Source organism: Methylobacterium sp. AMS5 (genome assembly GCF_001542815.1).
Classification (GTDB): domain Bacteria; phylum Pseudomonadota; class Alphaproteobacteria; order Rhizobiales; family Beijerinckiaceae; genus Methylobacterium.
In genome coordinates, this window is sequence record NZ_CP006992.1 from 2,562,288 (window position 1) to 2,588,456 (window position 26,169).

Genomic DNA, 26,169 nt, shown 5'->3' on the forward strand with positions numbered 1-26,169 from the left:
AACGCGTCGCTCGCTGGTGGCGTCAATATTACTATCCAATTCGGGCAATTATGCATCTTTGCCGCGAGTATACCGGTAAAGATCGTTCGGCGCTTCGATTGGTTGCATGTCTTAAGCCGATTGACTCACAATACACCGAGGGGAAACAGTTCCGTGTCGAGCATGGCGGCCTATCTCCTCCTGTGCATCGTTTTTCCCTTTCTTATGGCCTATGCCGCCGCGAGCGATCTGCTGACGATGCGGATTTCCAACCGCGTGAACGGCCTCGTCTTCGCAGCCTTCGTAGTCTACGCGCTCGCCTCCGGCATGGCCTGGACCGACGTCTTCTGGCACCTCGCGGCCTGCGCGCTGACTCTCACGATCACCTTCCTCATGTTCGCGCGGGGATGGATCGGTGGCGGCGACGCCAAGCTCGCCGCGAGCACCGCTCTCTGGATCGGCTTAGCCCATCTGCCGGATTACCTCATCCTGGCCTCGCTTCTCGGCGGGCCGCTGACGCTCGCGATTCTGTCGGCCCGGTCGTATCCGCTTCCGAGGCTCGCACTCAAACTTCCTTTCGCGCTGCACTTGCACGACACGAAGACGGGAATTCCATACGGCATCGCCCTGGCCGCCGCCGCTTTAGCCGTGATGCCGAATGCTTTCGGCTTCGACCAGCTCGCGCTGCCCTGACCGATCTCCCCCGAGGACGAATCAAGTTGGCCGCCCCGCAGAGGCGGCCATTTGCGTGGCGCGAAAACGCGAGCGGGACAGCGGCATAGCGACACCGGTCACGATGGGTTAACCCTAACTTGACGAATGCCGGGCAAGTCTCGGAACCAGACGGCGACGGAGCCGTCGTCACGGTCCCGCGCCTGCCATGAAACCAGCCCGTCTTGCCGTCCTGGGGATCGCACTCGTTGCGGGCTGCGGCGCCGCCTTCTTGATGCAAGGGGAGGAGAAGGCGCCGGAGCCTGCGCCCGTCGCGAAAGCCGAGCCCGTCGTGCCGGTCCCGATGAGCGAGGTCCTCGTCGCCGCCGCCGAACTGCCTATGGGCCAGACCCTCAAGCCCGAGGATCTGCGCTGGCTGCCTTGGCCGGAACAGGCGATCTCGCCCGGCCTGATCGAGCGCCGCGCGGCGCCCAAGGGACTGGAGGACTCGGTCGGTGCGATCATCCGCACCGGCTTCTCGGCCAACGAGCCGATCCGGCCCGAACGTCTCGTCAAGGCCGGCAGCGGCTTCATGTCGGCGATCCTGCCGCCCGGCATGCGGGCCGTGGCGATCACCACGGATACCCGCGGATCGAGTTCGGCGGGCGGGTTCATCCTGCCGAACGATCATGTCGACGTCATCAAGACCAGCAACGAGGGCAGCGAGCAGTTCGCCGAGACGCTGCTGACCGACGTGCGCGTGCTCGCCGTCGGCCAGATCGTGCAGGAGAAGAACGGTGCCAACGTCGTGACGGCGGAGACCGCCACCCTGGCCCTCACCCCGGCACAAGCCGAGACCGTGACGCTGGCTCAGAAGGTCGGGCAGCTCTCTCTCGCGCTGCGCAGCATCCAGGATTCCGCCCGAACCGCCGCCCTCTCCGAGGAGGCCGACATGCCGCCCGAGGGACCCATGACCGTGGTGCGATTCGGCGTCGCCAAGCAGCAGCGCCGGTGAGGACAGGACCGATGACGACCACCCCTCGCTTCCGCGGACTTGCCCTTCTCCTGCTCTCCGGCGCCTGCCTCGCGTCGGCGATGCTGTCCGGCCCGGCCTCGGCTCAAGCCGGCCTTCCCGGTGCCTCCCCCGTCCTGACGATCGGGGCCAACGAGGCGGCGGTGTCCCGGCGGGTCGAGTTGAGCAAGGGCCGCTCGCTCATCGTCGATCTGCCGCGCGACGCCAAGGAGGTCTTCGTCGCCAACCCGGCGGTCGCGAACGCGGTCGTCCGCTCCAGCCGCAAGCTCTTCCTGATCGGCATCGACAACGGCGCCACATCGATCTTCGTGATGGATGGCGAGGGACGCCAGATCGCGGCGCTCGACGTCACCATCGCCCGCGATATCAACGTCCTGCGGCAGTCGCTGCAGCAGAGCCTGCCCGGCGGTCGGTTCGACGTGAAGGCGGTCGGGGATTCGCTGGTTCTCTCCGGCAGCGTGAACTCGACCTCGGAGGCGCAGCAGGCGCTCGACATCGCCAACGCCTTCGTCGGCATCGCGGCCGGCGGCGGTGTCGCGACCCGCGGCGCCGTCATCAACAACCTGACGATCCGCAACAAGGATCAGGTGATGATCCGCGTCACCGTGGTCGAGGTGGCGCGCACCGTTCTGAAGCAGTTCGGTATCAGCACGAGCGGCAATTGGTCGGCTCTGAACCCGCTGGGCGGCAACTTCCTGACGAACAATACGGGTTTTCCGCTGACCGGATCACGGAGCCCGGACGCCAACGCTCTGACGGCATCCGTTCAGACGGGCGGATTCTCCTTCAAGGCCACCTTGCGCGCCTTCGAGCAGGCCGGCGTGTCCCGCATTCTGGCCGAGCCGACGCTGACCGCGATTTCCGGCGAGTCGGCAAAATTCACGGCGGGCGGCGAAATTCCGGTGCCGCTGAGCTGTTCGGCGGCTTCGACGGTTTCGATCGGCACCTCGGTGAGCCAGGGCTGCGTCGTCGCGCTGACCTACAAGCCCTACGGCGTGAGCCTGTCGTTCACCCCCGTCGTCATGGCCGAGAACCGCATTTCGGTCCGGATCGCCACCGACGTGGTCGATCTCGATCCCCAGAACAGCTTCACCTACTACCTCAACGACCGTCCGACCCCTGTGCCTGGCACGACGAAGCGCAGCTCCGAGACGACGGTCGAGCTCGCCTCCGGCGCGACGATGATGACCGCCGGCCTGATCCAGCAGAAGAACCGGGCGGCGATCTCGGGTCTGCCCGGGCTGATGAACCTACCGATCCTCGGCGCCCTGTTCCGCTCCCGCGACTACCAGCGCGACGAGACCGAGCTGATGATCATGGTCACCCCCTACATCGCGCAGCCGATGGAAGCGCGGCAGGTGCAGCGGCCGGACGATGGTTTCGTCGATGCACCGGACGGGCAGGCGGTGCTGCTCGGACGCCTGAACAAGATCTACGGCACGGTCGGCGGCGGCACCCTCGGGCCGGCCTATCGCGGCCGGGTCGGCTTCATCGCCGACTGACCCCGTCCATCAGGATCGAATCACGATGTCCTCCCCCGCCCGCACCCCCGTCTCCCGCGCCTGGCCGGTCGCCGCCGCCATGCTTCTTGCCGCCGGCCTTGGCGCCTGCCGCGCGGACCGGGTCGCGACCACCGGCTCGACCTACCCGATCGACGTGCGCACCCGCCACCCGATCGTGCTCGCCGATGCCGACCGCAGCCTCGATGTGTTTCCCACGGGAATCGGCCATATCGATCCGCGCCAGCGCGCCGACATCGAGGCCTTCCTCGTCGAGTACCGGCGCTACGGCCGCGGCATCCTCCTCGTCGAGCTGCCGCGCGGCGTATCGCCGGGTTTGGCCGGGCCCGTCGAGCGCACCGGCGCATCGATCCGGCGCCTCGCGGCGGAGATGGGCGTGCCGGCCGGCGGCGTGCGGGTGGCCGGCTACCCGATCGCCAACCCCACATTGGCCTCGCCCCTGCGCCTGAGCTTCCAGCGGATGCAGGCCAAGGTCGCCGACAAGTGCGGGCTCTGGCCGAGAGACCTCGGCGCCAGCGACCTGCGGTCCAACTGGTCGAACGAGCCGACATGGAATCTCGGCTGCGCGATGCAGTCCAATGTCGCCGCCCAAGTCGCCGATCCGATCGACTTCGTGCGCGGCCGGCCCGAGGGCCGTATCGATACGGTCCTGCGCACCAAGGATCTCGGCCAGCTCCGCGAGGGCAAGGATCCGTCAACGCAATGGCGTCAGGATGGGCAGACGAATGTCAGCAGCGAAGTGAAGAGCCAGTAGCCTCGCCGGCCTCTCGTGCGCCGCCTCGAACCCCTGTCGATCACCGGCCGCGCCACTCGGCACAAGAACCGGAAACCACGCATCATGCCGGACACCCACGAGGCTTCAGAGCGGACCATCGCCCCGGTGCCGCGGATCACGATCCAGGCTTTCTGCGACACGCCGGAGACGGCTGCGATGATCGAGGGCATCGCCGCCGAACGCCGGATGCAGAAGGCCCACGTCAAGGTGCAGATGGGCGGGGGGGCGGCAGCTCTGGAGGCTTACCGGCACGCGCCCACGCCCAACGTGATCGTGCTCGAATTCCTGAATCTCAAGTCCCGGCCGCTCGAATGCCTCGACCAGCTCGCCGAGGTCTGCGACGAGGGCACGAAGGTGCTGGTGATCGGCCACGTCAACGACGTGTTGCTCTACCGGCAGTTCATCCAGCGGGGGGTGAGCGAGTACCTGATGGCGCCGGTCGAGCCGGTCGCGATGATCGCCGCGGTCTCCGATCTGTTCGCGGCGCCGGGCGCGAAGCCGGTGGGGCGTACGGTCGCCGTCTACGGCGCGCGCGGCGGCGTCGGCAGCTCGACGGTGGCTCAGAATCTCGCCTGGACGGTGGCCCGCGAGCACGGCACCGCGACGGTGATCGCCGACCTCGACGTCGCCTTCGGCACGGCGAGCCTCAACTTCAACCAGGATCCGCCCCAGGGCATCGCCGAGGCGGTGTTCGCGCCCGAGCGTCTCGATGCCAACCTGCTCGACCGCCTGCTCTCGAAATGCGCCGACAATCTGAGCCTGCTCTCGGCGCCCGCAACCCTCGACCGCACCGTCGACCTGACCGAGCCCGCCTTCGATGCGCTGACCGACCTGCTGCGGGCAGCGGTGCCCTGCATCGTCCTCGACGTGCCGCATCAATGGTCGGCCTGGACCCGCCGCGTGCTGATCAGCGCCGACGAGATCCTGATCGTCGCCCCGCCGGACCTGGCGGGTTTGCGCAACGTCAAGAACCTGCTCGCCCTGCTGCACCAGCAGCGTCCCAACGATGCGCGGGCGCGGATCGTCCTCAACGGCGTCGGCGTGCCCAAGCGGCCCGAGATCGCGGCGGCCGAGTTCTCCAAGGCGCTCGACGTCCCGCTCCAGGCGGTCATCCCCTTCGATCCGGCCCTGTTCGGCACCGCCGCCAATAACGGCCAGATGATCGCCGAGGTCCAGGCCGGCTCCAAGCCGGCGGAGATCTTCTCCGACCTTGCCGCGGCGGTGACCGGCCGGGCCGAGATCCGCCGGGCCCGGGCCAATCTCCTGGAACCACTTTTCGCCCGGCTGACCCGCAAGAAGGCGTCCTGACGGTGCCCTGCGCTCTTTCCTCCCAAGACTGCTGAAGGCGCGGCGCCATGTTCGGTCGACGCTCCAATACCGCCGCGGCTCCCGCCCCGGCCGCTCCCGCAGCCGGACCGGCGAACGTCACCCCGCCGGTCCTGCAGCAGGAGGCCGTGCGCGCGCGTCCCGAGGCGCCGAGCGCCCCGGCGCCGCAGGTGCAGCAGCCGAAATCCGAGGATTACTTCCGCACGAAGAGCATGATCTTCGGCGCGCTGATCGAGGCCATCGACCTCGCCCAGCTCGCACGGCTCGAAGGCGAGGCGGCACGCGAGGAGATCCGCGACATCGTCTCCGAGATCATCGGTCTCAAGAACATCGTGCTGTCGATCGCCGAGCAGGAAGAGCTGCTCGACGACATCTGCAACGACGTGCTCGGCTACGGTCCGCTGGAGCCGCTGCTCGCCCGCGACGACATCGCCGACGTGATGGTCAACGGCGCCGACCGGACCTTCATCGAGGTCGGCGGCAAGATTCAGCTCACCTCCGTGCGCTTCCGCGACAACCAGCAACTGATGAACATCTGCCAGCGGATCGTCAGCCAGGTCGGCCGCCGCGTGGACGAGTCCTCGCCGATCTGCGACGCGCGCCTGCCCGACGGCTCGCGCGTCAACGTCATCGCTCCGCCGCTCGCCATCGATGGGCCGGCGCTGACCATCCGTAAGTTCAAGAAGGACAAGCTCACCCTCGATCAGCTCGTGCGCTTCGGGGCGATCTCGCCGGAGGGCGCGAAGATCCTGCAGATCATCGGCAAGGTCCGCTGCAACGTCGTGATCTCGGGCGGCACCGGATCGGGCAAGACGACCTTACTCAACTGCCTCACCGCCTTCATCGAGCACGACGAGCGCGTCATCACCTGCGAAGACGCGGCCGAACTTCAACTCCAGCAGCCGCACGTGGTGCGGTTGGAGACCCGGCCTCCGAACCTGGAGGGCCAGGGGCAGGTCACCATGCGCGACCTGGTCAAGAACTGCCTGCGCATGCGCCCCGAGCGCATCATCGTCGGCGAGGTGCGCGGACCGGAAGCCTTCGATCTGCTGCAGGCGATGAACACCGGCCACGACGGCTCGATGGGCACGCTGCACGCCAACTCCCCGCGCGAGTGCCTCGCGCGTATCGAATCGATGATCACGATGGGCGGCTTCTCGCTCCCTTCGCGCACGCTGCGCGAGATGATCACCGGCTCGATCGACGTGATCATCCAGGCCATGCGCATGCGCGACGGCTCCCGGCGCATCACCCACATCACCGAGGTGATGGGGATGGAGGGTGAGGTCATCATCACCCAGGATCTGTTCGTCTACGACGTGCTCGGCGAGGACGCGAACGGGCGCCTGATCGGCCGCCACCGCTCCACCGGGATCGGCCGTCCGCGCTTCTGGGAGCGGGCGCGCTACTACGGCGAGGAGCGGGCGCTGGCCGCCGCCCTCGACGCCGCCGTGACCGAAGGGGAGGCGGCATCGTGAGTGCGTTCAACGCCCCTCTGGCGGTCGGGCTCGTGGCGGTGGCCGCCGGTTCGCTCGCCTACGTGTTCCTGATGCCCGCCCTTTCGGGCGAGCGGCGGGCCGAGCAGCGTCGCAAGGCGCTGGGTCAGCCCCAGGCCCTGCTTGCGGAGCGCGGCGCGGCCGCCAGCCGCCGCGAGCAAGTCGCCAAGAGTCTCAAGGAGCTGGAAGCCAAGAAGGACAAGACCAAGGTCACCCTCGAACTGCGCCTCGCCCGCGCCGGCCTCGATTGGAGCCGCCAGAAGTATCAGGTCGTCTCGGCGATCTCCGCCGTCGTGCTCGCGCTGGCCGCCTTCTTCGTCTCGCACAATGTGATCGTCGCCGGGCTCGCCCTGTTCGTGGGCGCGCTCGGCCTGCCCGCGTGGTGGCTCAAGCGGCGGCAGAAGCGGCGGGTTGCGGCCTTCATCGAGGAATTGCCCAACGCCATGGATGTGGTGGTGCGCGGTCTGCGCTCCGGCATTCCCCTGGGCGACTGCCTGCGCATGATCGCACGCGAGGCGAAGGAGCCTCTGCGCAGCGAGTTCCGGGTGACGATGGAATCCCAGGCGCTCGGCCTGTCGATGTCCGACGCGATCCTGCGCATGTACGAGCGCGTGCCCGTGACCGAGGTGAATTTCTTCTCCATCGTGATCGGCATTCAGCAGAAGGCCGGCGGCAATCTCTCGGAGGCCTTGGGAAACCTGTCGCGGGTGCTGCGCGAGCGCAAGAAGATGGCCGGCAAGATCCAGGCGATGAGCATGGAGGCCAAGGCATCGGCCGCCATCATCGGTGCCCTGCCGTTCGTCGTCGGCGGGGGGACCTATCTGTCGAGTCCCGATTACACCGCGCTCCTGTGGACCACCTCGGTCGGCAAGATCGCCCTCGTGATCTCGGGTCTGTGGATGCTGACCGGCGTCTTCGTGATGAAGAAGATGATCAATTTCGACATCTGAGTCGCGCGCCGGAAGGCGACGTGAAGGGGCGGACTGGGCCGGACACCGATGCTGGATGACTTCGTCAACACTGCGTTCGCGCCCCGCACCATCGCTGCGGTGCTGGCGGGCGTCGCCGCGGCGGCGACGGCCTTCACCCTGGTGCAGCCGCTGATCGAGGGCGACCCACTCGCCAAGCGGATGAAGCTCGTCAGCGACGAGCGCGAGCAGATCCGTCAGCGCGAACGCGAGCGGCTCAACAGCCGCACGACGCTGCGCGCGGAACCGAAGGCCTACATGAAGCGAGTCGTCGAGCAGTTCAATCTCGGCCGCTGGCTCGGCACGGAGACCGCCAAAGCCAAGCTGATTCGGGCCGGGTATCGCGGCGCCGGGGCCGAGACCGCCTTCCTCTTCTTCCGCCTCGTGATGCCGATCACCCTCACGGCCGTCGCGCTGTTCTACCTGTTCGTGCTCGAAGTGCTCGACCAACCGTTCGTCATCCGGCTCGGCCTCGTCTTTGCTGCCGGCTTCTTCGGTCTCAAGCTGCCGGAGGTGTACCTGTCGAACATCACCTCCAAGCGGCAGGCGGAGATCCGCCGCGCCTGGCCCGACGCCCTCGACCTCTGCCTGATCTGCGTCGAGTCGGGCATGTCGGTCGAGAACGCGTTCCGGCGGGTCAGCCTGGAGGTCGCGAGCCAATCGGCCGTGCTCGCCGAGGAACTGGCGCTCCTGACCGCCGAGCTGTCCTTCCTGCCCGAGCGGCGCGTGGCCTACGAGAATCTCGCCCTGCGCACGGGGCTGGAGATCGTCAAGTCGCTGACCACGGCGCTGATGCAGGCCGAGCGCTACGGCACGCCGGTGGGGCAGGCCCTGCGCGTGCTGGCGCAGGAGAGCCGGGACTACCGCATGACTGAGGCCGAGAAGAAGGCCGCCTCGCTTCCGCCGAAGCTCACCGTGCCGATGATCCTGTTCTTCCTGCCGGTGCTGTTCGTGGTTCTCCTGACGCCGGCGGGTATCCAGGTCTACGAGGCGATGAAGTAAGCGGCTTCGGGGCCAGCGGCCCCTTCGGCCCGATCCCCGGATGCACTCGGCCGTTCGATGCTGTAGCCACGCGCGGATCTCCACCGCGACGCGGCACCCCATGGCTCTGCTTTCCCTCGACGATCTCGCACCCGGTCAGGAATACGCGGCCGGGCCGATCACCGTCGGCCGTGACGAACTCGTCGCCTTCGCCCGGGCCTACGATCCGCAGCCCTTCCACCTCGATGAGGCGGCAGCGAAGGAGACCTTCGTCGGCACCCTGATCGGTTCGGGCTGGCAGACGGCGGCGCTGGGCATGCGCCTGTTCGCGCAGGCCCTGGTTTCGCACGCGACCTCGATGGGGTCGCCCGGCATCACCGCCCTGCGCTGGCTGAGACCCGTCCTGCCCGGTGATGCCCTGAGCGCGGTGATCCGTGTCGAGGAAGTCCGCCCGTCATCCTCGAAGCCTGACCGTGGCATGGCGCGGCTCTCGATGACGCTGACGAACGGGCGCGGCGAGGCGGTGATGACCCAGGCCTTCGCGGTGCTGTTCGCGCGCGCCGGCGCCGTGCCCGCACCGCGCCCGGTCGAACTCTCGACGGAGACGGGCCCCGTGGCGGAGCCGGACGACGCGGTGCCGCTGCCCTACCTTGCGCAGGCGGAGCTTGGTGTCACCCGCGGACTCGGCGCCCACCGCTTCGAGGCGGACGACATCATCGCCTTCGCGCGGGCCTACGATCCGCAGATCTTCCATCTCGATGCGGAGGCCGCGCGGGCCACGCATTTCGGCGCGCTCTGCGCCTCGGGCTGGCAGACCGCAGCGGTCTGGATGAAGCGGCTCAACGCGACCTTCGCCCGGGACATCGCGCTCACGGCCCGCTCCGGCCCGGTGCCGCAGCTCGGCCCCTCGCCGGGGTTCAAGGACCTAAAATGGCTGCGGCCGGTCTATGCCGGCGACACGATCCGCTATGCCAGCACGCTCATCGACCGGCGCGCCTCCCGCTCGCGGCCCGGCTGGGGCATCGCCACGCATCACAACACGGCCGAGAATCAACGCGGTGAGCCGGTCTTCGCGTTCACCGGCACGGTGTTCTGGCAGTGGGAGCCTCCGGCCGCATGAGCGCTCCGTCCGCCCGCCGGATCCTCGTCGCCAGCTTCGTTGGCACCGCGATCGAGTTCTACGATTTCTACATCTACGCCACCGCCGCCGCCCTGGTGATCGGGCCGATCTTCTTCCCCCATGGCGAGCCCGGCGTGCAGACGCTCCAGGCGTTTGCGACCTTCGCCATCGCGTTCCTTGCCCGGCCGATCGGGGCGGCGGCCTTCGGGCATTTCGGCGACCGGATCGGACGCAAGGCGACGCTGGTCGCCTCGCTGATGATCATGGGGCTCTCGACCGTCCTGATCGGCTGCCTGCCGGGCTATGGCAGCATCGGCTGGTGGGCGCCGGCCCTGCTCTGCCTGCTGCGCTTCGGCCAGGGCGTCGGCTTCGGCGGGGAATGGGGCGGGGCGGCCCTGCTCGCGGTCGAGAACGCGCCGCCAGGGCGCCGCGCGCTCTACGGGATCTTCCCGCAACTCGGCGCTCCGATCGGCTTCATCGCCGCCAACCTCCTGTTCCTCGGGCTCAGCGTCGCTTTGAGCCCGGCGGATTTCGAGGCCTGGGGCTGGCGTCTGCCCTTCCTGGCCTCGGCCGTCCTCGTCGGCGTCGGGCTCTATGTCCGCCTGAAGCTCACCGAGACCCCGGCCTTCCGCGCCGCCCTCGAACAGGCGCCGCCGGAACGGGTGCCCCTCGCCACGATCTTTTCCGCGCATCGGCGCGCAACGCTGCTTGGCACGCTGGCGATGGTGGCGGCCTACGCCGTCTTCTATCTCTCGACCGTCTTCGCCCTCAGCTACGGCACCGGCACGCTCGGGTATGCGCGAAAATCCTTCCTGCTGTTCGAGTGCGTGGCGATCCTGTTCATGGCGCTGGCGATCCCTCTATCCGGATGGGCGGCCGACCGTTTCGGGCGCAAGCCCGTGATGCTCTCGGGGCTCACCGTCACGGGGGCACTCGGCGCCGTACTCGGGCCGATGCTCGGCAGCGGCGAGCCCGCCCTGGTGCTCGCCTTCCTCTGCCTAGCGCTCTTTGCCATGGGCTGGATCTTCGGGCCGATGGGCGCGCTGCTACCCGAACTGTTCCCGACCCGGGTGCGCTACACCGGTGCCTCGGTGACCTACAATCTCGCCGGTATCGTCGGCGCCTCCGGGGCACCCTTCGCGGCGCAGTGGCTCGCCGATTCGGGCGGCATCGGCTTCGTCGGGCTCTATCTCGCCGTTGCCGCGGGAATCAGCTTCGCCGCCGTCATCGCGATGCCGGAGACGGGGCGGGACGCCTGACGCCCCACGGGCGAGGGGAGTCGCACAGCCCCGGAAAATGAATTGCGCACGATTTAGATTGCGCGCAATCTAAAATGCGGCTATCCCGGTTTGGAGCCGAGCGGAGCAATCCCCGTTCGCCCCGAATATGAGGACAGACCCATGACCGTCGATGTGAAGTACCGCACCACCGCCTCCGCCACGGGTGGCCGCGACGGCTCCGCCCGCACCGAGGACGGCAACTTCCAGGTCCAGCTCTCGACCCCGAAGGAACTCGGCGGCGCGGGCGGCCCCGGCGCCAACCCCGAGCAGCTCTTCGCCGCGGGTTACTCGGCCTGCTTCATCGGCGCGCTGAAGGTCGCGGGCGGCCAGCTCAAGCTGAAGGTGCCCGCCGACACCACCGTCACCGCCCAGGTCGGCATCGGTCCGCGCTCCGAGGGCGGCTTCGGCATCACCGCCGACCTCAAGGTCAGCCTGCCGGGCCTCGACCGCGCCGATGCCGAGCGCCTCGTCGAAGCGGCTCACCAGATCTGCCCGTATTCCAACGCGACGCGGGGGAATGTCGATGTCGGTCTGACGGTCGCCTGAGACTTCGATCCCGATCATACTCTCGAAGCGCCCCCGGCCCATCATAGGCCGGGGGCGCTGTTGCCTTACGTCCCCTCGATCGTCCGCTTCTGCACGCCGCCCTTGGCCATCACCGGCTTCTTCGCGCTGATGATGCGGGAGTTGACGCCCGTCCAGCCGATCTCGCCGGAGAGCCGGCCGTACTCGATCTTCGGGCAGCGGTTCATGATGACCGTGACCCCCGCCGCCTCGGCCCGCGCGGCCGCCGCGTCGTCGCGCACGCCGAGCTGCATCCAGATCACCTTCGGCGGCACCGGCAGTGCCAGCGCTTCATCGACCAGCGGCCCAGCCGCGGCGGAATTGCGGAAGATCTCGACCATGTCGACCGGCCCGGTCAGGTCGGAGAGCCGGGCGATCACCGGCCGGCCGAGCAGAGTCTGGCCCGCCAGCCCCGGATTGACCGGCGTCACGGTGTAGCCGCGCTCGGCCAGGTACTTGAAGACGATGTAGCTCGGCCGCGCCGGGTTGGCCGAGGCGCCGACCAGGGCGATCGAGCGCGCCTCCTTGAGAACGACGCGGATCTGCGCATCGGGATAGCGGTCGTGCCGTGTGGCGATACCGTCAGGTGCGTCGTCGATCGTCGGGATCATGCCGCCCTTGTCCGCCATGCGTCGGCATGCTGCAAGGCGGAGGATGAGCGAGACCCTGATGAGCCTGGAGGAGACGGCCGCCTTCCTCGAACGCGACTTCCCGCAGATGAATGCAGGCGGGCGCCACTACCACCTGGAGGCGGTCGGTCCGCTCTCCGCACGGATGCGGCTCGATTACCACGAGCGCCACCTGCGGCCCGGCGGCACGGTGTCCGGCCCCTCGATGATGGCGCTGGCCGATTACGCGCTCTACGCGGCGATCCTCGCGAATATCGGCCCGGTGGCACTCGCCGTGACGACGAGCCTGAACGTCAATTTCCTGCGCCGGCCCGGCCCCGCCGCCCTTATCGCCGAATGCAGCCTGATGAAGCTCGGGCGGCGCCTCGCGGTGGGCGAGGTCGCGATCCGGAGTGTAGGCGGGAAAGCGATCGTCTGCCACACCACCGGCACCTACTCGATCCCGCCGGAGCGGTGAGGCCGCGCGCTCCAGCGAATGCGGCGGAGGCGCGGTCTGGGCCCGGAGGCGAGCCCTACTCGGCCGGCGCCGCCAGGGGCGTCGAGGGGGTTATGGGCGGCACGTCCGTGGGGCGCGGCTCGTAGGCAAAGGTCTCGGGCATGAACAGCAGGTAGATCGCGAAGCCCGCCGCCGCGATCGCCGCGAGCACAAGGAAGGCCGCCGAGTAGCCCGCGCCGACGATGACCACGCCGGCGAGCGTCGCGCTCAGCGCCGCGCCAAGCCCCTGTGCCGTCGCGACCGCGCCCTGGGCGACGTTGAACCGGCCGGTGCCGCGGGTGAGGTCGGCGACCACGATCGGGAACAACGCGCCGTAGATGCCGGCGCCGACGCCGTCGAGGCACTGCACCGCCACGAGGTAGAACGGGTTGTCGGAGAAGGTGTAGAGCACGCCTCGCAGGGCCAGCACGCCGAAGGCGACGAGGAAAATCGGCTTGCGCCCGAAACTGTCGGCCTTCGACCCCACCAGAACCGCCATCGGCACCATCACGCATTGGGCGGCGACGATGCAGACCGCGATCAGCGAGGTCGCGTTGTCCTTGCCGACGACCTTGGTCAGCAACTGTCCGACCGAGGGCAGCATCGCCGCGTTGGCGAGGTGGAACGCGGCGCAGAGAAGCGCGAACAGCATCAGGTGGCGGTTGCGCAGCAGCAGGCTCAAGCCCGAGGGCTGTTCGCAGTTCTGGTCTTCGGCGCAGTCGAGGCCGCGGGCGAGGTCATCGTCGATCTCCTCGGCGGGCACCAGCAGCATCGCGACGATCGAGCAGGCGGCGAGAAGTCCCATGAGCCAGAACACGACGATGGGGCCGAAGATATAGGCCAAGCCGCCCGCCAGCATCGCCGAGACTGCGTTGCCGGCATGGTTGAAGCCTTCGTTGCGGCCGATGCGCTTCGAGAACAGTTTGGGGCCGACGATTCCCAGCGTGATGCCGGTCAGGGCCGGCGCGAAGATCGAACCCGCCATGCTGGCGAGCGCCTGCGTGGCGGCGACGAGGTAGAAATTCGAGATCCAGGGCAGAGCGAGACAACTCAGCGTCACGACGACCGCGGCGGCGATGACGACGCTGCGCTTGGCATTGGTGCGGTCGATCAGGGCGCCCGCGGGTGTCTGCGCAAGCAATCCGGCAATGCCGGCGATCGTCATCACGAGACCGATCGTCGCCTCGTTCCAGCCCTGATCGGGCCCGCGCACGGCCAGAAGATAGATGGCGAGATACGGACCGAGGCCGTCGCGCACGTCGGCGAGGGTGACGTTGAGCAGGTCGAGTCCGCGCAACGCGCGCCGGGACGGCTGACGCGACGCGGGATCGATTGAGGGAAGTGCGTCGCCACGCATCGGTCATGTCCACGGGTCAGCGCGGCGTCCGGAAGGGCTAAGGTCCGCCTTCGGAAAGGACGTCGCGAAATCGGCGTTTCCGGGTGTCGGGCGGCACAAACGGCGTCTTGAGACGATCGCATGTCCGTTCGATCCCGGCGCTAAAGCCTGCTTGGCCGGATCGTTCCGGCTGCTGAAGATCCTAATCCCGCAATCGCCATCACGAATGCGTGGGATATGGGCGATGCCGCCATTCGAGCCGACCCCGGTAACGCCGCTTTAGCCATGGTCGGATCGGGCGTCGGCGTCGCGCCCCTGCGAAAGGTTTGCTTAGAGCGCCGCACCCAAAGAGAGCGGACCATTCGTCAGAACGAAGCCGATGCGTATCTCCGAAGGCGAACAGAACCGGATGCAGGCAGGATCGCTGTCGGCGCGGTGGCTTCCGCTGGCCCGGTACGTCCGCTCCGCCCGGAGCTGGATCATCCTCGGCGTGCTCGCACCGATCGGCATGCTGGTGCTCTCGGCCATCATGCTGCTCGAGCTTCGCCAGGACGCTTGGGACAAAGCCGAGCAGACCTCGAAGGACCTGCTTCAGGTGATCGAGCGCGACATCGCCCGCAATGTCGAGATCATCGATCTGTCCCTCCAGGGCGTCGTCGATAACCTCAAGGCGCCCGGCTTGCTGGACACCCATCCGTCCTTGCGCCGCCTCGCCCTGTTCGACCGCGCCGCGACCGCCCGCGACATGGGGGTCATGCTGGTCGTCGACGAGAACGGCGACAGCATCATCGATGCGAGCGCCGATACGGCCCGCCGGCTCAACAATGCCGACCGCGATTACTTTCAGGCTCACAGGACGCACGCCGATCTCGGCCTGCACATCAGCAGGCCCTTGATATCGCGTCTGCTCGGCGAACCGGTGATCGTGCTGAGCCGGCGCATCGACAAGCCGGACGGCAGCTTCGGTGGCGTGGTGCTGGCGAGCCTGAAACTGTCCTATTCCAGCAGGCTGTTCGCCCGGATCGGGCTTGGTCGCGAAGGCGGGATCAACCTCTACCTGCGCGACGGAACCCGCGTGATGCGCTACCCCTTCGTGGAGAGCGACATCGGTGCGAACATCGCCGGTGCCCCGACCTTCCGGGCCTTCGTCGCCAAGCGCGAAGGCAGCTTCAAGGGGGTCTCCGTCCGCGACGGCGTCGAGCGGTACTACGCCTTCACCCAGGTCGGCGAGTTACCGCTCGTCCTCAACATCGCCCTCGGAACGCGGGAGATCGAGGCGGAGTGGCGGGAGAAGGCCGCCATCATCGGCTTGGCGGTTCTCGTCCTGTGCGGATTGACGGTTCTGCTCTCGCTGCTGTTCGGGCGGGAACTGCGCCGCAGCGCGGCCATGCAGGCCGAGCTGGCTCGCCTTGCCCAGACCGACGTCCTGACCGGCCTGCCGAACCGGCGCCATTTCGAAACGGTCTTCGCCCAGACCTGGGAGACGTCTCGGCTTACGGGCAGGCCGCTGGCGCTCATCCTGATCGATGCCGACCACTTCAAGCGCTACAACGATCGCTACGGCCACGCGGTTGGCGACGCCGTGCTCAAGGGGCTGGCGGACAGCTTGCGCGCCAGCGTTTGCCGACCGGGCGACCTCGTCGCCCGCGTCGGCGGAGAGGAGTTCGCGGTCCTGCTGCCCGGGACCGACCATAACGGCGCGACACGCATCGCCGAGACGATTCACCGTGCGATTGCCGGAGTTGCCATGCCCTCCGCCGGCATCGCTCCCCGAACGGTCACCGTGAGCCTCGGCCTCGCCGTGCATTCCGGCAGCGGCACCGCCGCGGATCTCTATCGGCGCGCCGACGCGGCGCTCTACGAAGCCAAGGCGGGCGGGCGGAATCAGACCCGATATGCGGCCTGACGCGGCGGCGCAGTCGGCCGCGTCGGGCAAAAGTCCCTGGTCGCAGCTGCCCCGATCGGGCCACCCGCGCAGCGATATCGTACCTGCGCGGGTGAACCGCTCCGCTTACGGGCAGGGGTGGCGGGCGCCATCATTGCCGAGATAGGTGCCGCTCCGCGCGTCGTAGGAGCGGAAGCGGCGGGCGCAGGCCGCCACGGCTTCCGGATCGGCGCCGCCCTGGACGACGACCGGCGCGGCCTGGGCCTGCGAGTTGGCGATGGCGCCGCCGAGGATGGCACCGGCCGCCAGCCCCGCGACACCGGCGCCGACCGCAGCGCCGACGCCCGGGCCGCGGCGATAGCCTCGACCGTAGCCGTAACGACGGTGCCCGTAATGGCGGTGGCCGTAGCGGCGGTACTGGACATAGTCGGTCGGCAGCTCGCCCCGAACCAGGGCGTCCACCGGACTCTGCGGCGCGGGCGCAGCCAAAGCCGGCGTGCCGACGAGGAGGGCGGTCATGGCGGCGAGGGCGAAGGTCGATTTCATCGGTCTGGAAACTCCTTTGGTCGTTGAGCCTCGGCTCGAAACGGGGGCGCCGGGCGGTTCCGACGGCCGGCGCCCCCTTGTTGTACAACGTCCGAACCGGGTTCCCGCGTCCGGCGGCCGGATGCCACCAGAACGGGGCCGGATCGACGGATCAGTCGCGAACGGTCAGGGATGCCGGCTTCGGCGCGGCGAGAAGCCCGCCGAGGAAGGCGGCGATGGCGCCGAGGATCAGCGCGATCGCGGCGTAGAGGGCGCCCTGGGTCGCGACCGATTTTGCGGTCTTGGCCGCCTCTTCCGCCTGCTTCTTCGCGGTGGCGACCGCCTGCTCGTACTGCTTCTGGTAATCCTGGACCTGCTGACGCGCTTGATCGACCGGGATGTTCTGCGCCTTGGCGAGCGCGTCGGCGGCGCGCGTCTCCGCCTGCTGCTTGTCGGCTGCGTCGCCCGAGAGCAGGGCACGCACGGCCGAGACGGCGGCATCGCGGGCTGCCTGCGGGTCTTGGCCGGCAGCCTGATCCTTCACCCGCTGCTCGATCCGGTCGAGCGGGTTGGAGACCTTGGTCAGCGAGGGAGCGGCGGCCTGAGCGGCGGTCTGGATCGTTCCGCCGACGAGGTTGCCCGCTCCGCCGAGGGCCGAACCCACGGTGCTGACGGCGCTGCCGACGACGCCGCTGGCAGCGGAGGTCAGCAGGTAGAGGACGACGAGGGTGGTGACGACCCACGACACGAAGCCGTGCAGCCCGGCGATGCCGCGCAGGGGCTTTCCGGCGAGGCGCCCCGCGATCAGGCCACCGACGAGGGAGGCGACGATACCGGAGGCGACGAACCATGTGCCGGCCCCAAGGGAGAAGTTCGACGCCGTCGGGTTCTCGGCCGTGTCGAGGCCGACCGAGGCGAGGCCGGCGGCGACGCCCGCGAGATTGATGACGACCTGCGTCACCAGCGCCGTCGCGGCGCCGGCGAAGACGGCGCCCCAGGAGACCTGATTGAGGGCCACGGTCTCGTAGGCGAGGCTCCGCGTGCCGTCGATGGGCGAGGGTTGGAAGCCGGAAGGGTGAGTCACTCTGGTACTCCGAGTCTGGGGCCGTTCGAGGAAGACGTGGTCCGGCGTCAGCTGCGCCCGCGCACGAGAAGGCCGAGGCCGAAGCCGACGAGGCCGGCAATGAGCAGGGAGGTGTGCGGCCACTCGACCGAGCGCTCGTGTCCCTCTTCCAGGGAGCGGCGGCCGCGATCGTAGAGATCCTCGGCGGTGTCGTAGGCCTCGTCCGCGGCGTGCCGCGCGGCGTCCTTGGCCTGACCGTAGATGGTCTCCACCCGGCCCGCGGCCTCGCGCAGACGGACCTCGGCCGAATCGTTGTGGGAACCGGTCAGGTCTCCGACCGCGCCCTGTACCTTGCCGCCCAACTCACGGGCGGCGCCCGTGATTCTGTTCCCATCGACCATGGTCGCATTCCTCGTTCGAAAAGTGCCTGTCGCGCCGCCTTTCGGGGACGGACCGTCATTCGGTGCCGGTCGTCAGCTTGACCGGGCAGCGGTGCACGAACGGGTTGTGAACGCCCTGGTTCCGCCGCGACCGTGCGGGTCCACAGTCACAATCGCGCCATGCCGCCCGCGCCCCGCCTCCTTACGGTTTCGACGGGCGTCGTCGCCCGAAGTGCCTGGGATCGGTGCGGGATCGCGTTCAAGGACGGTTCAACCTGTCCGCCCTAGATGTCGAAAACGGGCGCGGCGCCCCGCCGCCCCGAGATGTCGGGAGATCGACATGCGTTCGTCTCTGCTGCGTACATTCACCGTTCTGATCGGGCTCGCTGCCGCCCCGGCCCTGGCCCAGGCGCCGAGTCCGGCCGCGCCATCCACCGCCACGAAGCCCCCGGCCAGCGCTCCCGCAACCGCGCCGGCCGCCACACCCTCCGCCGCCCCAAAAGCGGATACGAAGGCGGAACTCATCGACATCAACTCGGCCAGTGCCGAGGAGCTGAGCCGGCTCAAAGGCATCGGCGAGGCGCGCTCGGCGGCCATCGTCAAGGGCCGCCCCTACCGGGGCAAGGACGAGCTGGTCCGCAAGAAGATCGTGCCGGAAGCGGTCTATGCCGGCATCAAGGACCAGATCATCGCCAAACAGAAATAGACGGTCAGAAAGAGACTTCGCATCCGCCCGTGGATCGGCGGAGCTATCGGGATGGCGCGCGCGGTGCTACGCGCGGGCCGTCCCGCCCTTCGAAGACGTTTGAACCGACGATGGCCGCCGCCCCTGCCCGGATCCGCCTCCACCACGGCGACCTGCCGCCCGATTTCGAGCCGGGCGCGGCGATCGCGATCGACACCGAGACGCTGGGGCTCAACCCGCATCGCGATCGGCTCTGCGTCGTGCAGGTGTCCCGCGGCGACGGCAGCGCCGATGTGGTGCAGATCCGGCCCGGCGACCCGGCACCGGAGCGGCTCATGGCGGTCCTGGCCGATGCCGGCGTCGTCAAGATCTTCCACTTCGCCCGGTTCGATCTCGCGGTGCTGTTCAACGCGTTCGGCGTCATGCCGGCTCCGGTCTACTGCACGAAGATCGCCTCGAAGCTCGCCCGCACCTACACCGACCGTCACGGCCTCAAGGACGTTGTGCGCGAACTCGTGGGCGTCGATCTCTCCAAGCAGCAGCAATCGTCCGATTGGGGCGCCGGGAGCTTGAGCCAGGCGCAGATCGACTACGCTGCGTCCGACGTGCTCTACCTGCATGCCGCCCGCGAGCGTCTCGATGCCATGCTGGCCCGCGAAAGCCGCACCGAGATGGCGCAGGCCTGTTTCGATTTCCTTCCGACCCGATCCAAGCTCGATCTCGCCGGCTGGCCGGAGGTCGACATCTTCGCCCACGCCTGAGAGTCAGGGGCCCCCCGAAGGTCACTGCCGGCCCGGCGAAGTACAGGGTACCTGAGCGAGCGGCGTCACTGCGGTGCCGAGAGCGATGCCGGCCGGCAACGCCGCGCGGTAAGCATGCCGAGATGCGGTGCTTCATGCCGCTTTCGGTGCGAGGGCGCACGCGGGTGCCGTTGATCATTTCGCAAAGACGAGGCCATAACTTCGCCACCGCACCGGGGCATCCGGCCGGCGGGGCGCGACCGCAAGCGCCGACCCTTCAGGAACGCGATGCAGGCGGCCGACACCATCCAGGGGGAGACGGATCTCCTCGCGCTCGCCGCGAACGAGAACGCGCGTCGCAAGCGCGCGCATGGACGCGCGCGTCGGCACAGCGCGCAGGTGCGGACGCTACGCCGGGTGATTCCGGTCACCGCCGGCATCGCCGTGCTGGGGCTCGCGGCCATCGTGCTCTGGAGCCCGCTGACGGGCAGCATTCCCAACGTCTCCTTCGGCCCGATCAGCGTTTCGGGCACCAAGGTGACGATGGAGAATCCGCGGCTGTCCGGCTTCCGCAAAGGCGAACGCGGTTACGAAGTGGTCGCCGACGCGGCGCAGCAGGACGTGCGCAAGCCCAGCATCATCGAGCTTCAGGCCATGAAAGGCCATGTGGCCACCGACGACAAGGGCGGCCGCGCCTACCTTGAGGCGAAGGGCGGTGTGTTCGATTCCACCCGCGAATCGCTCAACCTCGAGAATGACATCCGGCTCTGGACCGACAAGGGCGAGGAGGTTCGCCTCTCGGTCGCCACCGTCGATTTCAAGACCGGCAGCCTGCGCTCGTCCAAGGCCGTCACCGTCACAGTGCCGTCGGGCTCGATCGTCGCCGACACCCTCGACGTGGTCGAGAACGGCCGGGTCGTCTCCTTCGTCGGCCGCGTCCATGCCGTGTTCCACGGCGACGAGGCCGAGAAGGAGAGCGATGCCAAGGTCGCCCTGCGGACGGATCCGGAGCGCATCCACACCTCCGCTGCGGAACCCACGCGATGACGCCGCGTCTCGGCCCGGCGCTTGCCGCCGGCCTCGCTCTCCTCCTGGCGCATTCCGCCGCCGCAGCTCCGACCAAGGAGACGGTGAAGGAGAAGCCCGCCGCGCTCGGCACCGTCGGCGGCGGCAAGGGGCCGATCAAGATCGACGCCGACCGGCTCGACGTGTTCGACAAGGAGAACAAGGCGATCTTCGCCGGCAACGTCGTGGCGGTGCAGGGCGAGAGCACGATCCGCTGCTCGGCGATGACGGTCCATTACAAGCGCGACAAGGACAAGGACGCGAGCAAGGACGCGGCAAAGTCGGAGGCTGAAGCCGCCGAGGCTGCGAAGGCCAAGGCGGCGCTCGGCGGCAACGGCATCCGCAAGGTCGAATGCGCCGGCCCCGTGACCGTCGCGCAGAAGGATCAGATCGCCACCGGTGACAATGCGGTGTTCGATCAGGAGGCCAAGCGCATCGTGCTGACCGGCAACGTCGTGCTCAGCCAGTGCCAGAACGTCACCCGTGGCTCGCGTCTCGTCTACGACATGGCGAGCGGGCGGGCCAACATGGACCCGGTGGCAGGCGGACGCGTCTCGGCGATGTTCGTGCCGGGCGAGGGCGGCCAAGCCAAGGGCAGTCAGCCGAAGGGCTGCACCCAGCCGGCCGTCGCGGCCAAGCCCGGTGCCAAAGGGGCCGACAAGGGTGCCGAAAAGCCGGCCGTGAAGACGCGGGCGCAGGCGAACTGACGGTGACCGGAGCCGGGATGCCTTCGGGCGTGCCGCTTCGCGCGGTCGCCGAGCCGAAGCCGGCGAGCCGAGGCCGCAAAGCCTCATGGTTCGGCCGCCTTCTCGGGCGCGCTGGATCGGCACCGCAGGCGGCCTCCAGCGGGGTGCTCGCCGGGGACGGCGGTCCGGGCGTGCTGCACGTGCGCGGTCTTCGCAAGAGCTACGGTTCCCGCACCGTGGTCCACGAGGCCGGGCTTACCGTCCATAACGGCGAGGCAGTGGGACTGCTGGGCCCCAACGGCGCCGGCAAGACCACGATCTTCTACATGATCACAGGCCTCGTCCCGGCCGATCGCGGCTTCATCAGCCTGGACGGCATGGAGATCACCCATCTGCCGATGTATCAGCGGGCTCGGCTCGGTATCGGCTACCTGCCGCAGGAAGCCTCGATCTTCCGCGGGCTCTCGGTCGAGGATAACATCCGCGCCGTGCTCGAAGTGGCCGAGCCGGACCGCAAGGCCCGCGAGCGCAAGCTCGACTCGCTGCTGGAAGAGTTCGACATCGCGCGCCTGCGCAAGTCGCCGTCGATCGCGCTCTCGGGCGGCGAGCGGCGGCGGTGCGAGATCGCTCGGGCGCTCGCCTCCTCGCCGACCTTCATGCTGCTCGACGAGCCCTTCGCCGGCATCGACCCGATCGCCGTCGGCGACATCCAGGATCTCGTGAAGCACCTGAAGCAACGCGGCATCGGCGTGCTCATCACCGACCACAACGTCCGCGAGACGCTCGGCCTGATCGACCGCGCCTACATCGCCCATTCCGGCCGCATCCTCACCGAAGGCACGCCCGAGCAGATCGTCGCCAACGAGGACGCCCGGCGGCTCTATCTTGGCGAGGATTTCCGGCTTTAGCAGGCCGCTGCAAAAGTCCGACGCGGTAGAACGATCATCTCCAGCTCGATCGAACTTCGCGCCGAGCGTGAGGCGTGCTGACGGGATGAAGCGTCGGCTGCCGGATTGCCCGGCATCGACAATCGGCCTCCAGGGAATGTTTCACTCCTCCCCGAGGCTTTTGCGGCAGCTTGTTGGGGTCTCTCGCAAAACTCCCGCTGCCCCGTCCGCGCCAAAGCGAGAACGGTCAGAGATCGGGGCGTTGATGAGGTAGCCTCAAGGCGCCGCAGCAATAGGCTTCGCGAAGCACGATCCCCTAGCCTCACAACGCGGTCGGCGGCATTTGCGTGACGATGCGCCGTCGTGATCCATGGTTCGTGTTCGCAGTGGCCCGCCGCGCGCCGTTGACATCCTCTGCCGCTCCAGTTGCGGGGGGCATTGTCGAGCGAAAAAGGCTGAGCTTGAACACCCGTGCCGAACCATGATTGCGCCGGCCACAATGCGAGAAAGACTTTCTTTCCTTGCCGGTTCTAATCTCGAACAAAATAGCGACTGATAAACGCGATCATTCGGCTTTCGGGCGTGGCGATGTGGAAGGGGCCTGTTGCCCGGCTACCGCAATGCACCGATTCAGGCAGGGGCACAGAGAAACGGCTTTGACGTGTCGAGCCGACGGCGCTAGAACCAATCAAAGGAGAAGCAAAGAACGTGCCGGGGTTGGTGCGGCTCGTGCGCGGGCTGCGATTTTCCAATGATTTCTGAAGGTTGGGCGTCGAGATGAGTCTGCTCCAGCGGCTCGAGATGCGTCAGGGCCAAGCCCTGGTGATGACACCGCAACTGTTGCAGGCGATCAAGCTCCTGCAGCTCTCGCAACTCGATCTCTCGGCCTATGTCGATGCCGAGCTGGAGCGCAATCCGCTTCTGGAGCGCGCCGAGACCGAAGGGGAGCCCGAGCGCGTTGCGCCGGAGACCTCGGGCGACGGCGCGTACGACGGGGGCGACGGGCCGGAATCCGAGACATGGCTCGGCTCCGACATGACGCAGAGCCGCAGCGAGATCGAGGGCGACCTCGACACGCGCCTCGACAACGTGTTTGCCGACGAGAACCCCACGCCCCGCGAGACCGGGGCCGGGGACATGCTCTCGCTGACCCCGGCCCCTTACGGCAATGCCGGCGGCAGCTTCGACGGGGAGCTTCCCGATTTCGAAGCGACGCTGACCGCCGAGACCAGCTTGCGCGAGCACCTCGCCGCACAGCTCGATCTCGCGACGCAAAGCCCGTCCGACCGACTGATCGGCAGCTTTCTGATCGATGCGGTGGACGATGCGGGGTACCTGCGCGAGGATATCGACGGCGTGGCGGAGCGGCTCGGCGCCTCGCTCGACGACGTCGCCCGCATCCTGAAACTCGTCCAGACCTTCGATCCGCCGGGCGTGGCCGCCCGCGACCTCGCCGAATGCCTCGCGATCCAGCTTCGCGAGCAGGATCGGTTCGATCCGGCGATGCAGGCGCTGGTCTCGCGCCTCGATCTCGTGGCCAAGCGCGACTTCCCGGCCCTGCGCCGGCTCTGCGCCGTGGACGACGAGGATCTCGTCGAGATGCTGGCCGAGATCCGTCGCCTCGACCCCAAGCCCGGCCGCGCCTTCGGCGCCCACGCGGTCGAGGTGCTGATCCCCGACGTGTTCGTGCGCCCCGCGCCGGACGGCTCCTGGCTGGTGGAGCTGAACTCCGAGGCGCTGCCGCGGGTGCTGGTCAACCAGAGCTATTATGCCCGCGTCTCGAAGGGAGCGGTGGCGGACGGCGACAAGGCGTTCCTGTCCGAATGCCTGCAGACGGCGAACTGGCTCACCCGCAGCCTGGAGCAGCGGGCGCGCACCATCCTCAAGGTGGCCACCGAAATCGTCCGCCAGCAGGACGCGTTCTTCCTGCACGGGGTCGCCCACCTGCGTCCGCTCAACCTGAAGACGGTCGCCGAGGCGATCGGCATGCATGAATCGACCGTCTCCCGCGTCACCTCCAACAAGTCGATCGGCACCAGCCGCGGCACCCTGGAGATGAAGTACTTCTTCACCGCCGCGATCCCCGGCGCGGCCGGTGCCGCGTCCCATTCCTCGGAATCCGTGCGTCACCGCATCAAGCAACTTGTCGATGCGGAAGCCTCCGACGTCCTGTCCGACGACGCGCTGGTGCAGCGGCTGCGCGACGAAGGCGTCGACATCGCCCGCCGCACCGTCGCCAAGTACCGGGAGTCGCTGCGGATCCCGTCGTCGATCGAGCGCCGCCGCGAGAAGATGGCCACGGCCGTCCGCTGACCCCGGCCGGGTCGGCGGCGCGCGAAAGCCTTGCGCCGGCTCGCCTTCGCGTTTGACTTGCCCCGTCCCCCTTTCTAACTCTCGATGTCCCGGCAGGAAGAGCGGAGACGTCGATGGCAGGTTTGCGGGTGACGGGGCATGGCCTCGATCTCGGTACGGCCCTGCGAGGCCGGGTCGAGGACCGCATGGCGGCGACCCTCGCGAAGTATCTCGATCCGCATATGAGCGGCAGTTGCACGGGGCACGTGACGCTGCGGCGCGATGGGGCGGCATACCGAACCGACTGCGTCCTGCACCTGGTCACCGGGCTGACGCTGGAAGCCTCGGGCGCGGCGCACGACGTGCATGCGAGCTTCGAGCAGACCGCCGACAAGCTTGAGAAGCGCCTGCGCCGCTACAAGCACAAGCTGAAGGATCACGGCGCGGCGAGCCACAACGGGGCGGATATCGAGGCGGCCTACGCCGTCTTCGCCGCGCCCGACGACGAGGTGGACGACGAGCCGCTCGACGCCGAGGCGGAGGAGGGGGCGCATCCGCCGGTGGTGGCCGAGAGCACGCGCACGCTCAAGCGCCAATCCGTCAGCGAGGCGGTCACTGCCCTCGACATGACCGGCGCCCCGGTCGTCGTGTTCGTTCACGCTGGCACCGGGCGCATCAACGTCGTATATCGGCGCAGTGACGGTGCGATCGGGTGGGTCGATCCGCCCGGCGAGCGGGAATGAGGCAGGGGCTCGCCTCAAACCCTCTCGGAGTGGCGTTCGGGGCCTTCACGAAGCCCCGGAGACCGGTACCGGAATCGGTTTCCGGGATTTCGGGCAGGCTCGCGATGCGCTCCGTGCCGGGGCCGTAGGGTCTCGGCAGTCGTGCATGGAACGCGGGATCGCTGGATGGATCCCGCCCACGAGGCGTTTAGTTTTCATGCCGATGCTCGAATTTCTGAACCCGGACTCGGTCGTTTCTTCGTTGCGCGTGCGGGACAAGAAGCACGTCCTCCAGGAACTGGCCGCCCATGCGGTCCGCCGCCTCCCGAACCTGTCCGAGCGGGACGTCTTCGAAACCCTGCTCCACCGTGAGCGCCTCGGCTCCACGGGGATCGGCGACGGCGTGGCGATCCCCCACGGCAAGCTCCCTCAGCTCGACCGGCTGTTCGGCCTCGTCGCCCGGCTGGAAAAGCCGGTGGATTTCGATGCCCTCGACGGCCAGCCCATCGACGTCGCCTTTCTCCTGCTCGCTCCCGAGGGCGCGGGGGCCGACCACCTGAAGGCACTCGCCCAGGTCGCCCGGCTCCTGCGCGAGCCCGGCATGCTGGAGCGCATCCGCAGCGCCCGCGACGCGACCGCTCTTTATGCCCTGCTCGCCAACGGCCCGACGACCCAGGCCGCCTGACATGGCCGTATTCTCTCCCCGCGCTGCCCTCGTTCTGGCGGCGCTCCTCGCTCCCGCCAGCCTGCATGCGGAGGGCGAGGCGGCCTGCGCCCGCGACGTGCTCGTCGCGGGTTCGATGCAGCGGCAGGCGATTGACCAGCTCGAAGGCGGCGGCGAGGACGAGGCCAGCCTGTGCCGCGTCTGGCGCCGCCATGTCGAGACCATGCGCCGGATTGCCGGCGTCTACGGCCGCTGCCTGTCCGGCCCCGAGCGGACCGAGCGCCTGACCCAGGTCCAGGCCTCGGAAAAGGAATTTTCGGGCCTCCTACGCAGCCGCTGCCGCGGGATGTGAATCCGAGCGCGGCTGTTCGTGCCGCGCAATTCGTGCATGATCGGTGCAACCGCCCGTGAGCCCCTTCTGGGCCCCTTCCGGGCCCCTCCG

The 26,169-nt window shown here is 68.5% G+C and carries 27 protein-coding genes; 22 read left to right on the top strand and 5 right to left on the bottom strand.

The genetic code is table 11. The annotated features are described in order from the left end of the window. The first annotated feature begins 162 nt into the window (after positions 1-162). The 11 genes from Y590_RS11375 (at position 163) to Y590_RS11425 (ending at position 11,675) form a co-directional block, all read left to right on the top strand. Positions 163-672 carry an A24 family peptidase gene (locus Y590_RS11375; RefSeq protein WP_060769935.1) on the top strand — a complete coding sequence of 170 codons (510 nt, stop codon included), beginning with the start codon at positions 163-165 and terminating at the stop codon, positions 670-672. 187 nt (positions 673-859) lie between these two features. Further along, the gene (gene cpaB / locus Y590_RS11380) at positions 860-1,645 is read left to right on the top strand and encodes a Flp pilus assembly protein CpaB (RefSeq protein WP_060769936.1); all 786 of its coding nucleotides are present in this window, start codon (positions 860-862) and stop codon (positions 1,643-1,645) included. 11 nt (positions 1,646-1,656) lie between these two features. Then, entirely contained in the window at positions 1,657-3,165 is a 1,509-nt protein-coding gene (locus tag Y590_RS11385; RefSeq protein WP_060769937.1) for a type II and III secretion system protein family protein, read from the top strand. 25 nt (positions 3,166-3,190) lie between these two features. After that, positions 3,191-3,937, top strand: a complete 747-nt coding sequence (locus Y590_RS11390) for a CpaD family pilus assembly protein (protein WP_060769938.1) — start codon at positions 3,191-3,193, stop codon at positions 3,935-3,937. 84 nt (positions 3,938-4,021) lie between these two features. After that, positions 4,022-5,266 carry a CpaE/TadZ family protein gene (locus tag Y590_RS11395; protein ID WP_060772260.1) on the top strand — a complete coding sequence of 415 codons (1,245 nt, stop codon included), beginning with the start codon at positions 4,022-4,024 and terminating at the stop codon, positions 5,264-5,266. A 47-nt stretch (positions 5,267-5,313) separates the two neighbouring features. After that, positions 5,314-6,762 carry a TadA family conjugal transfer-associated ATPase gene (locus Y590_RS11400; protein ID WP_060769939.1) on the top strand — a complete coding sequence of 483 codons (1,449 nt, stop codon included), beginning with the start codon at positions 5,314-5,316 and terminating at the stop codon, positions 6,760-6,762. Further along, a complete protein-coding gene (locus Y590_RS11405) occupies positions 6,759-7,730 on the top strand; it encodes a type II secretion system F family protein (RefSeq protein ID WP_060769940.1) in 972 nt (323 codons plus the stop codon). Before Y590_RS11400 ends, Y590_RS11405 begins: the two co-directional genes overlap by 4 nt. Before the next feature lie 48 nt (positions 7,731-7,778). Further along, positions 7,779-8,750, top strand: coding sequence for a type II secretion system F family protein (locus tag Y590_RS11410; RefSeq protein ID WP_003598115.1), 972 nt, complete (start codon positions 7,779-7,781; stop codon positions 8,748-8,750). Positions 8,751-8,850: 100 nt separating this feature from the next. Beyond that, entirely contained in the window at positions 8,851-9,849 is a 999-nt protein-coding gene (locus Y590_RS11415; RefSeq protein ID WP_060769941.1) for a MaoC family dehydratase, read from the top strand. Continuing rightward, on the top strand, positions 9,846-11,108 hold the full coding sequence (locus Y590_RS11420) for an MFS transporter (RefSeq protein WP_060769942.1): 1,263 nt from the start codon (positions 9,846-9,848) through the stop codon (positions 11,106-11,108). The genes Y590_RS11415 and Y590_RS11420 overlap by 4 nt, the downstream gene beginning before the upstream one ends. 141 nt (positions 11,109-11,249) lie before the next feature. Further along, positions 11,250-11,675, top strand: a complete 426-nt coding sequence (locus tag Y590_RS11425; RefSeq protein WP_012752863.1) for an organic hydroperoxide resistance protein — start codon at positions 11,250-11,252, stop codon at positions 11,673-11,675. Between the two features lie 65 nt (positions 11,676-11,740). Here the strand turns inward: Y590_RS11425 and Y590_RS11430 are convergent, their stop codons facing one another. Further along, complete coding sequence (locus Y590_RS11430; protein ID WP_144440061.1) at positions 11,741-12,304, bottom strand: CoA-binding protein; 564 nt, start codon at positions 12,302-12,304, stop codon at positions 11,741-11,743. A gap of 43 nt (positions 12,305-12,347) precedes the next feature. Here Y590_RS11430 and Y590_RS11435 point away from each other — a divergent pair, with 43 nt between their 5' ends. Then, complete coding sequence (locus tag Y590_RS11435) at positions 12,348-12,779, top strand: PaaI family thioesterase (RefSeq protein ID WP_060769944.1); 432 nt, start codon at positions 12,348-12,350, stop codon at positions 12,777-12,779. 55 nt (positions 12,780-12,834) lie between these two features. On the opposite strand, the gene Y590_RS11440 is transcribed toward Y590_RS11435, so the two are convergent. Further along, on the bottom strand, positions 12,835-14,154 hold the full coding sequence (locus Y590_RS11440) for an MFS transporter (RefSeq protein WP_060769945.1): 1,320 nt from the start codon (positions 14,152-14,154) through the stop codon (positions 12,835-12,837). Positions 14,155-14,512: 358 nt separating this feature from the next. Between Y590_RS11440 and Y590_RS11445 the strand changes: the two genes are divergently transcribed. Then, on the top strand, positions 14,513-16,039 hold the full coding sequence (locus tag Y590_RS11445) for a sensor domain-containing diguanylate cyclase (protein ID WP_060769946.1): 1,527 nt from the start codon (positions 14,513-14,515) through the stop codon (positions 16,037-16,039). A gap of 105 nt (positions 16,040-16,144) precedes the next feature. On the opposite strand, the gene Y590_RS11450 is transcribed toward Y590_RS11445, so the two are convergent. The 3 genes from Y590_RS11450 to Y590_RS11460 all read right to left on the bottom strand — a co-directional run bounded on the left by Y590_RS11450 (position 16,145) and on the right by Y590_RS11460 (position 18,007). Then, positions 16,145-16,564 (bottom strand): BA14K family protein, encoded by a 420-nt coding sequence (locus tag Y590_RS11450; RefSeq protein WP_060769947.1) that lies wholly within the window; start codon positions 16,562-16,564, stop codon positions 16,145-16,147. A 151-nt stretch (positions 16,565-16,715) separates the two neighbouring features. After that, positions 16,716-17,627, bottom strand: coding sequence for a PhnA-like protein (locus Y590_RS11455; RefSeq protein WP_083530840.1), 912 nt, complete (start codon positions 17,625-17,627; stop codon positions 16,716-16,718). 47 nt (positions 17,628-17,674) lie between these two features. Next, positions 17,675-18,007 (bottom strand): CsbD family protein, encoded by a 333-nt coding sequence (locus Y590_RS11460; RefSeq protein WP_060769948.1) that lies wholly within the window; start codon positions 18,005-18,007, stop codon positions 17,675-17,677. 319 nt (positions 18,008-18,326) lie between these two features. Here Y590_RS11460 and Y590_RS11465 point away from each other — a divergent pair, with 319 nt between their 5' ends. The 9 genes from Y590_RS11465 to Y590_RS11505 all read left to right on the top strand — a co-directional run bounded on the left by Y590_RS11465 (position 18,327) and on the right by Y590_RS11505 (position 26,079). Then, positions 18,327-18,692 carry a ComEA family DNA-binding protein gene (locus tag Y590_RS11465; RefSeq protein ID WP_060769949.1) on the top strand — a complete coding sequence of 122 codons (366 nt, stop codon included), beginning with the start codon at positions 18,327-18,329 and terminating at the stop codon, positions 18,690-18,692. A gap of 110 nt (positions 18,693-18,802) precedes the next feature. After that, positions 18,803-19,432 carry a ribonuclease D gene (locus Y590_RS11470; protein WP_060769950.1) on the top strand — a complete coding sequence of 210 codons (630 nt, stop codon included), beginning with the start codon at positions 18,803-18,805 and terminating at the stop codon, positions 19,430-19,432. 267 nt (positions 19,433-19,699) lie between these two features. After that, a complete protein-coding gene (locus Y590_RS11475; RefSeq protein ID WP_060769951.1) occupies positions 19,700-20,458 on the top strand; it encodes a hypothetical protein in 759 nt (252 codons plus the stop codon). Then, positions 20,455-21,183, top strand: a complete 729-nt coding sequence (locus Y590_RS11480) for an LptA/OstA family protein (protein ID WP_060769952.1) — start codon at positions 20,455-20,457, stop codon at positions 21,181-21,183. The genes Y590_RS11475 and Y590_RS11480 overlap by 4 nt, the downstream gene beginning before the upstream one ends. Before the next feature lie 17 nt (positions 21,184-21,200). Further along, entirely contained in the window at positions 21,201-22,070 is an 870-nt protein-coding gene (gene lptB / locus Y590_RS11485; RefSeq protein ID WP_060769953.1) for an LPS export ABC transporter ATP-binding protein, read from the top strand. Between the two features lie 756 nt (positions 22,071-22,826). Further along, positions 22,827-24,362, top strand: a complete 1,536-nt coding sequence (rpoN, locus tag Y590_RS11490; protein ID WP_083530978.1) for an RNA polymerase factor sigma-54 — start codon at positions 22,827-22,829, stop codon at positions 24,360-24,362. Positions 24,363-24,475: 113 nt separating this feature from the next. Beyond that, on the top strand, positions 24,476-25,084 hold the full coding sequence (gene hpf / locus Y590_RS11495; RefSeq protein ID WP_060769954.1) for a ribosome hibernation-promoting factor, HPF/YfiA family: 609 nt from the start codon (positions 24,476-24,478) through the stop codon (positions 25,082-25,084). A 196-nt stretch (positions 25,085-25,280) separates the two neighbouring features. Next, positions 25,281-25,748 carry a PTS IIA-like nitrogen regulatory protein PtsN gene (gene ptsN, locus Y590_RS11500; protein WP_003598085.1) on the top strand — a complete coding sequence of 156 codons (468 nt, stop codon included), beginning with the start codon at positions 25,281-25,283 and terminating at the stop codon, positions 25,746-25,748. A gap of 1 nt (position 25,749) precedes the next feature. Further along, entirely contained in the window at positions 25,750-26,079 is a 330-nt protein-coding gene (locus tag Y590_RS11505; protein ID WP_060769955.1) for a hypothetical protein, read from the top strand. The last annotated feature ends 90 nt before the right edge of the window (positions 26,080-26,169 follow it).

What these genes read in the sequence shown, in the direction of transcription:
- Y590_RS11375 (WP_060769935.1), top strand. Translation starts at nt 163, where the DNA reads ATGGCGGCCTATCTCCTCCTGTGCATCGTTTTTCCCTTTCTTATGGCC.
- cpaB (WP_060769936.1), top strand. Translation starts at nt 860, where the DNA reads ATGAAACCAGCCCGTCTTGCCGTCCTGGGGATCGCACTCGTTGCGGGC.
- Y590_RS11385 (WP_060769937.1), top strand. Translation starts at nt 1,657, where the DNA reads ATGACGACCACCCCTCGCTTCCGCGGACTTGCCCTTCTCCTGCTCTCC.
- Y590_RS11390 (WP_060769938.1), top strand. Translation starts at nt 3,191, where the DNA reads ATGTCCTCCCCCGCCCGCACCCCCGTCTCCCGCGCCTGGCCGGTCGCC.
- Y590_RS11395 (WP_060772260.1), top strand. Translation starts at nt 4,022, where the DNA reads ATGCCGGACACCCACGAGGCTTCAGAGCGGACCATCGCCCCGGTGCCG.
- Y590_RS11400 (WP_060769939.1), top strand. Translation starts at nt 5,314, where the DNA reads ATGTTCGGTCGACGCTCCAATACCGCCGCGGCTCCCGCCCCGGCCGCT.
- Y590_RS11410 (WP_003598115.1), top strand. Translation starts at nt 7,779, where the DNA reads ATGCTGGATGACTTCGTCAACACTGCGTTCGCGCCCCGCACCATCGCT.
- Y590_RS11415 (WP_060769941.1), top strand. Translation starts at nt 8,851, where the DNA reads ATGGCTCTGCTTTCCCTCGACGATCTCGCACCCGGTCAGGAATACGCG.
- Y590_RS11420 (WP_060769942.1), top strand. Translation starts at nt 9,846, where the DNA reads ATGAGCGCTCCGTCCGCCCGCCGGATCCTCGTCGCCAGCTTCGTTGGC.
- Y590_RS11425 (WP_012752863.1), top strand. Translation starts at nt 11,250, where the DNA reads ATGACCGTCGATGTGAAGTACCGCACCACCGCCTCCGCCACGGGTGGC.
- Y590_RS11430 (WP_144440061.1), bottom strand. Translation starts at nt 12,304, where the DNA reads ATGATCCCGACGATCGACGACGCACCTGACGGTATCGCCACACGGCAC.
- Y590_RS11435 (WP_060769944.1), top strand. Translation starts at nt 12,348, where the DNA reads ATGAGCGAGACCCTGATGAGCCTGGAGGAGACGGCCGCCTTCCTCGAA.
- Y590_RS11440 (WP_060769945.1), bottom strand. Translation starts at nt 14,154, where the DNA reads ATGCGTGGCGACGCACTTCCCTCAATCGATCCCGCGTCGCGTCAGCCG.
- Y590_RS11445 (WP_060769946.1), top strand. Translation starts at nt 14,513, where the DNA reads ATGCGTATCTCCGAAGGCGAACAGAACCGGATGCAGGCAGGATCGCTG.
- Y590_RS11450 (WP_060769947.1), bottom strand. Translation starts at nt 16,564, where the DNA reads ATGAAATCGACCTTCGCCCTCGCCGCCATGACCGCCCTCCTCGTCGGC.
- Y590_RS11460 (WP_060769948.1), bottom strand. Translation starts at nt 18,007, where the DNA reads ATGGTCGATGGGAACAGAATCACGGGCGCCGCCCGTGAGTTGGGCGGC.
- Y590_RS11465 (WP_060769949.1), top strand. Translation starts at nt 18,327, where the DNA reads ATGCGTTCGTCTCTGCTGCGTACATTCACCGTTCTGATCGGGCTCGCT.
- Y590_RS11470 (WP_060769950.1), top strand. Translation starts at nt 18,803, where the DNA reads ATGGCCGCCGCCCCTGCCCGGATCCGCCTCCACCACGGCGACCTGCCG.
- Y590_RS11475 (WP_060769951.1), top strand. Translation starts at nt 19,700, where the DNA reads ATGCAGGCGGCCGACACCATCCAGGGGGAGACGGATCTCCTCGCGCTC.
- Y590_RS11480 (WP_060769952.1), top strand. Translation starts at nt 20,455, where the DNA reads ATGACGCCGCGTCTCGGCCCGGCGCTTGCCGCCGGCCTCGCTCTCCTC.
- lptB (WP_060769953.1), top strand. Translation starts at nt 21,201, where the DNA reads ATGCCTTCGGGCGTGCCGCTTCGCGCGGTCGCCGAGCCGAAGCCGGCG.
- rpoN (WP_083530978.1), top strand. Translation starts at nt 22,827, where the DNA reads ATGAGTCTGCTCCAGCGGCTCGAGATGCGTCAGGGCCAAGCCCTGGTG.
- hpf (WP_060769954.1), top strand. Translation starts at nt 24,476, where the DNA reads ATGGCAGGTTTGCGGGTGACGGGGCATGGCCTCGATCTCGGTACGGCC.
- ptsN (WP_003598085.1), top strand. Translation starts at nt 25,281, where the DNA reads ATGCCGATGCTCGAATTTCTGAACCCGGACTCGGTCGTTTCTTCGTTG.
- Y590_RS11505 (WP_060769955.1), top strand. Translation starts at nt 25,750, where the DNA reads ATGGCCGTATTCTCTCCCCGCGCTGCCCTCGTTCTGGCGGCGCTCCTC.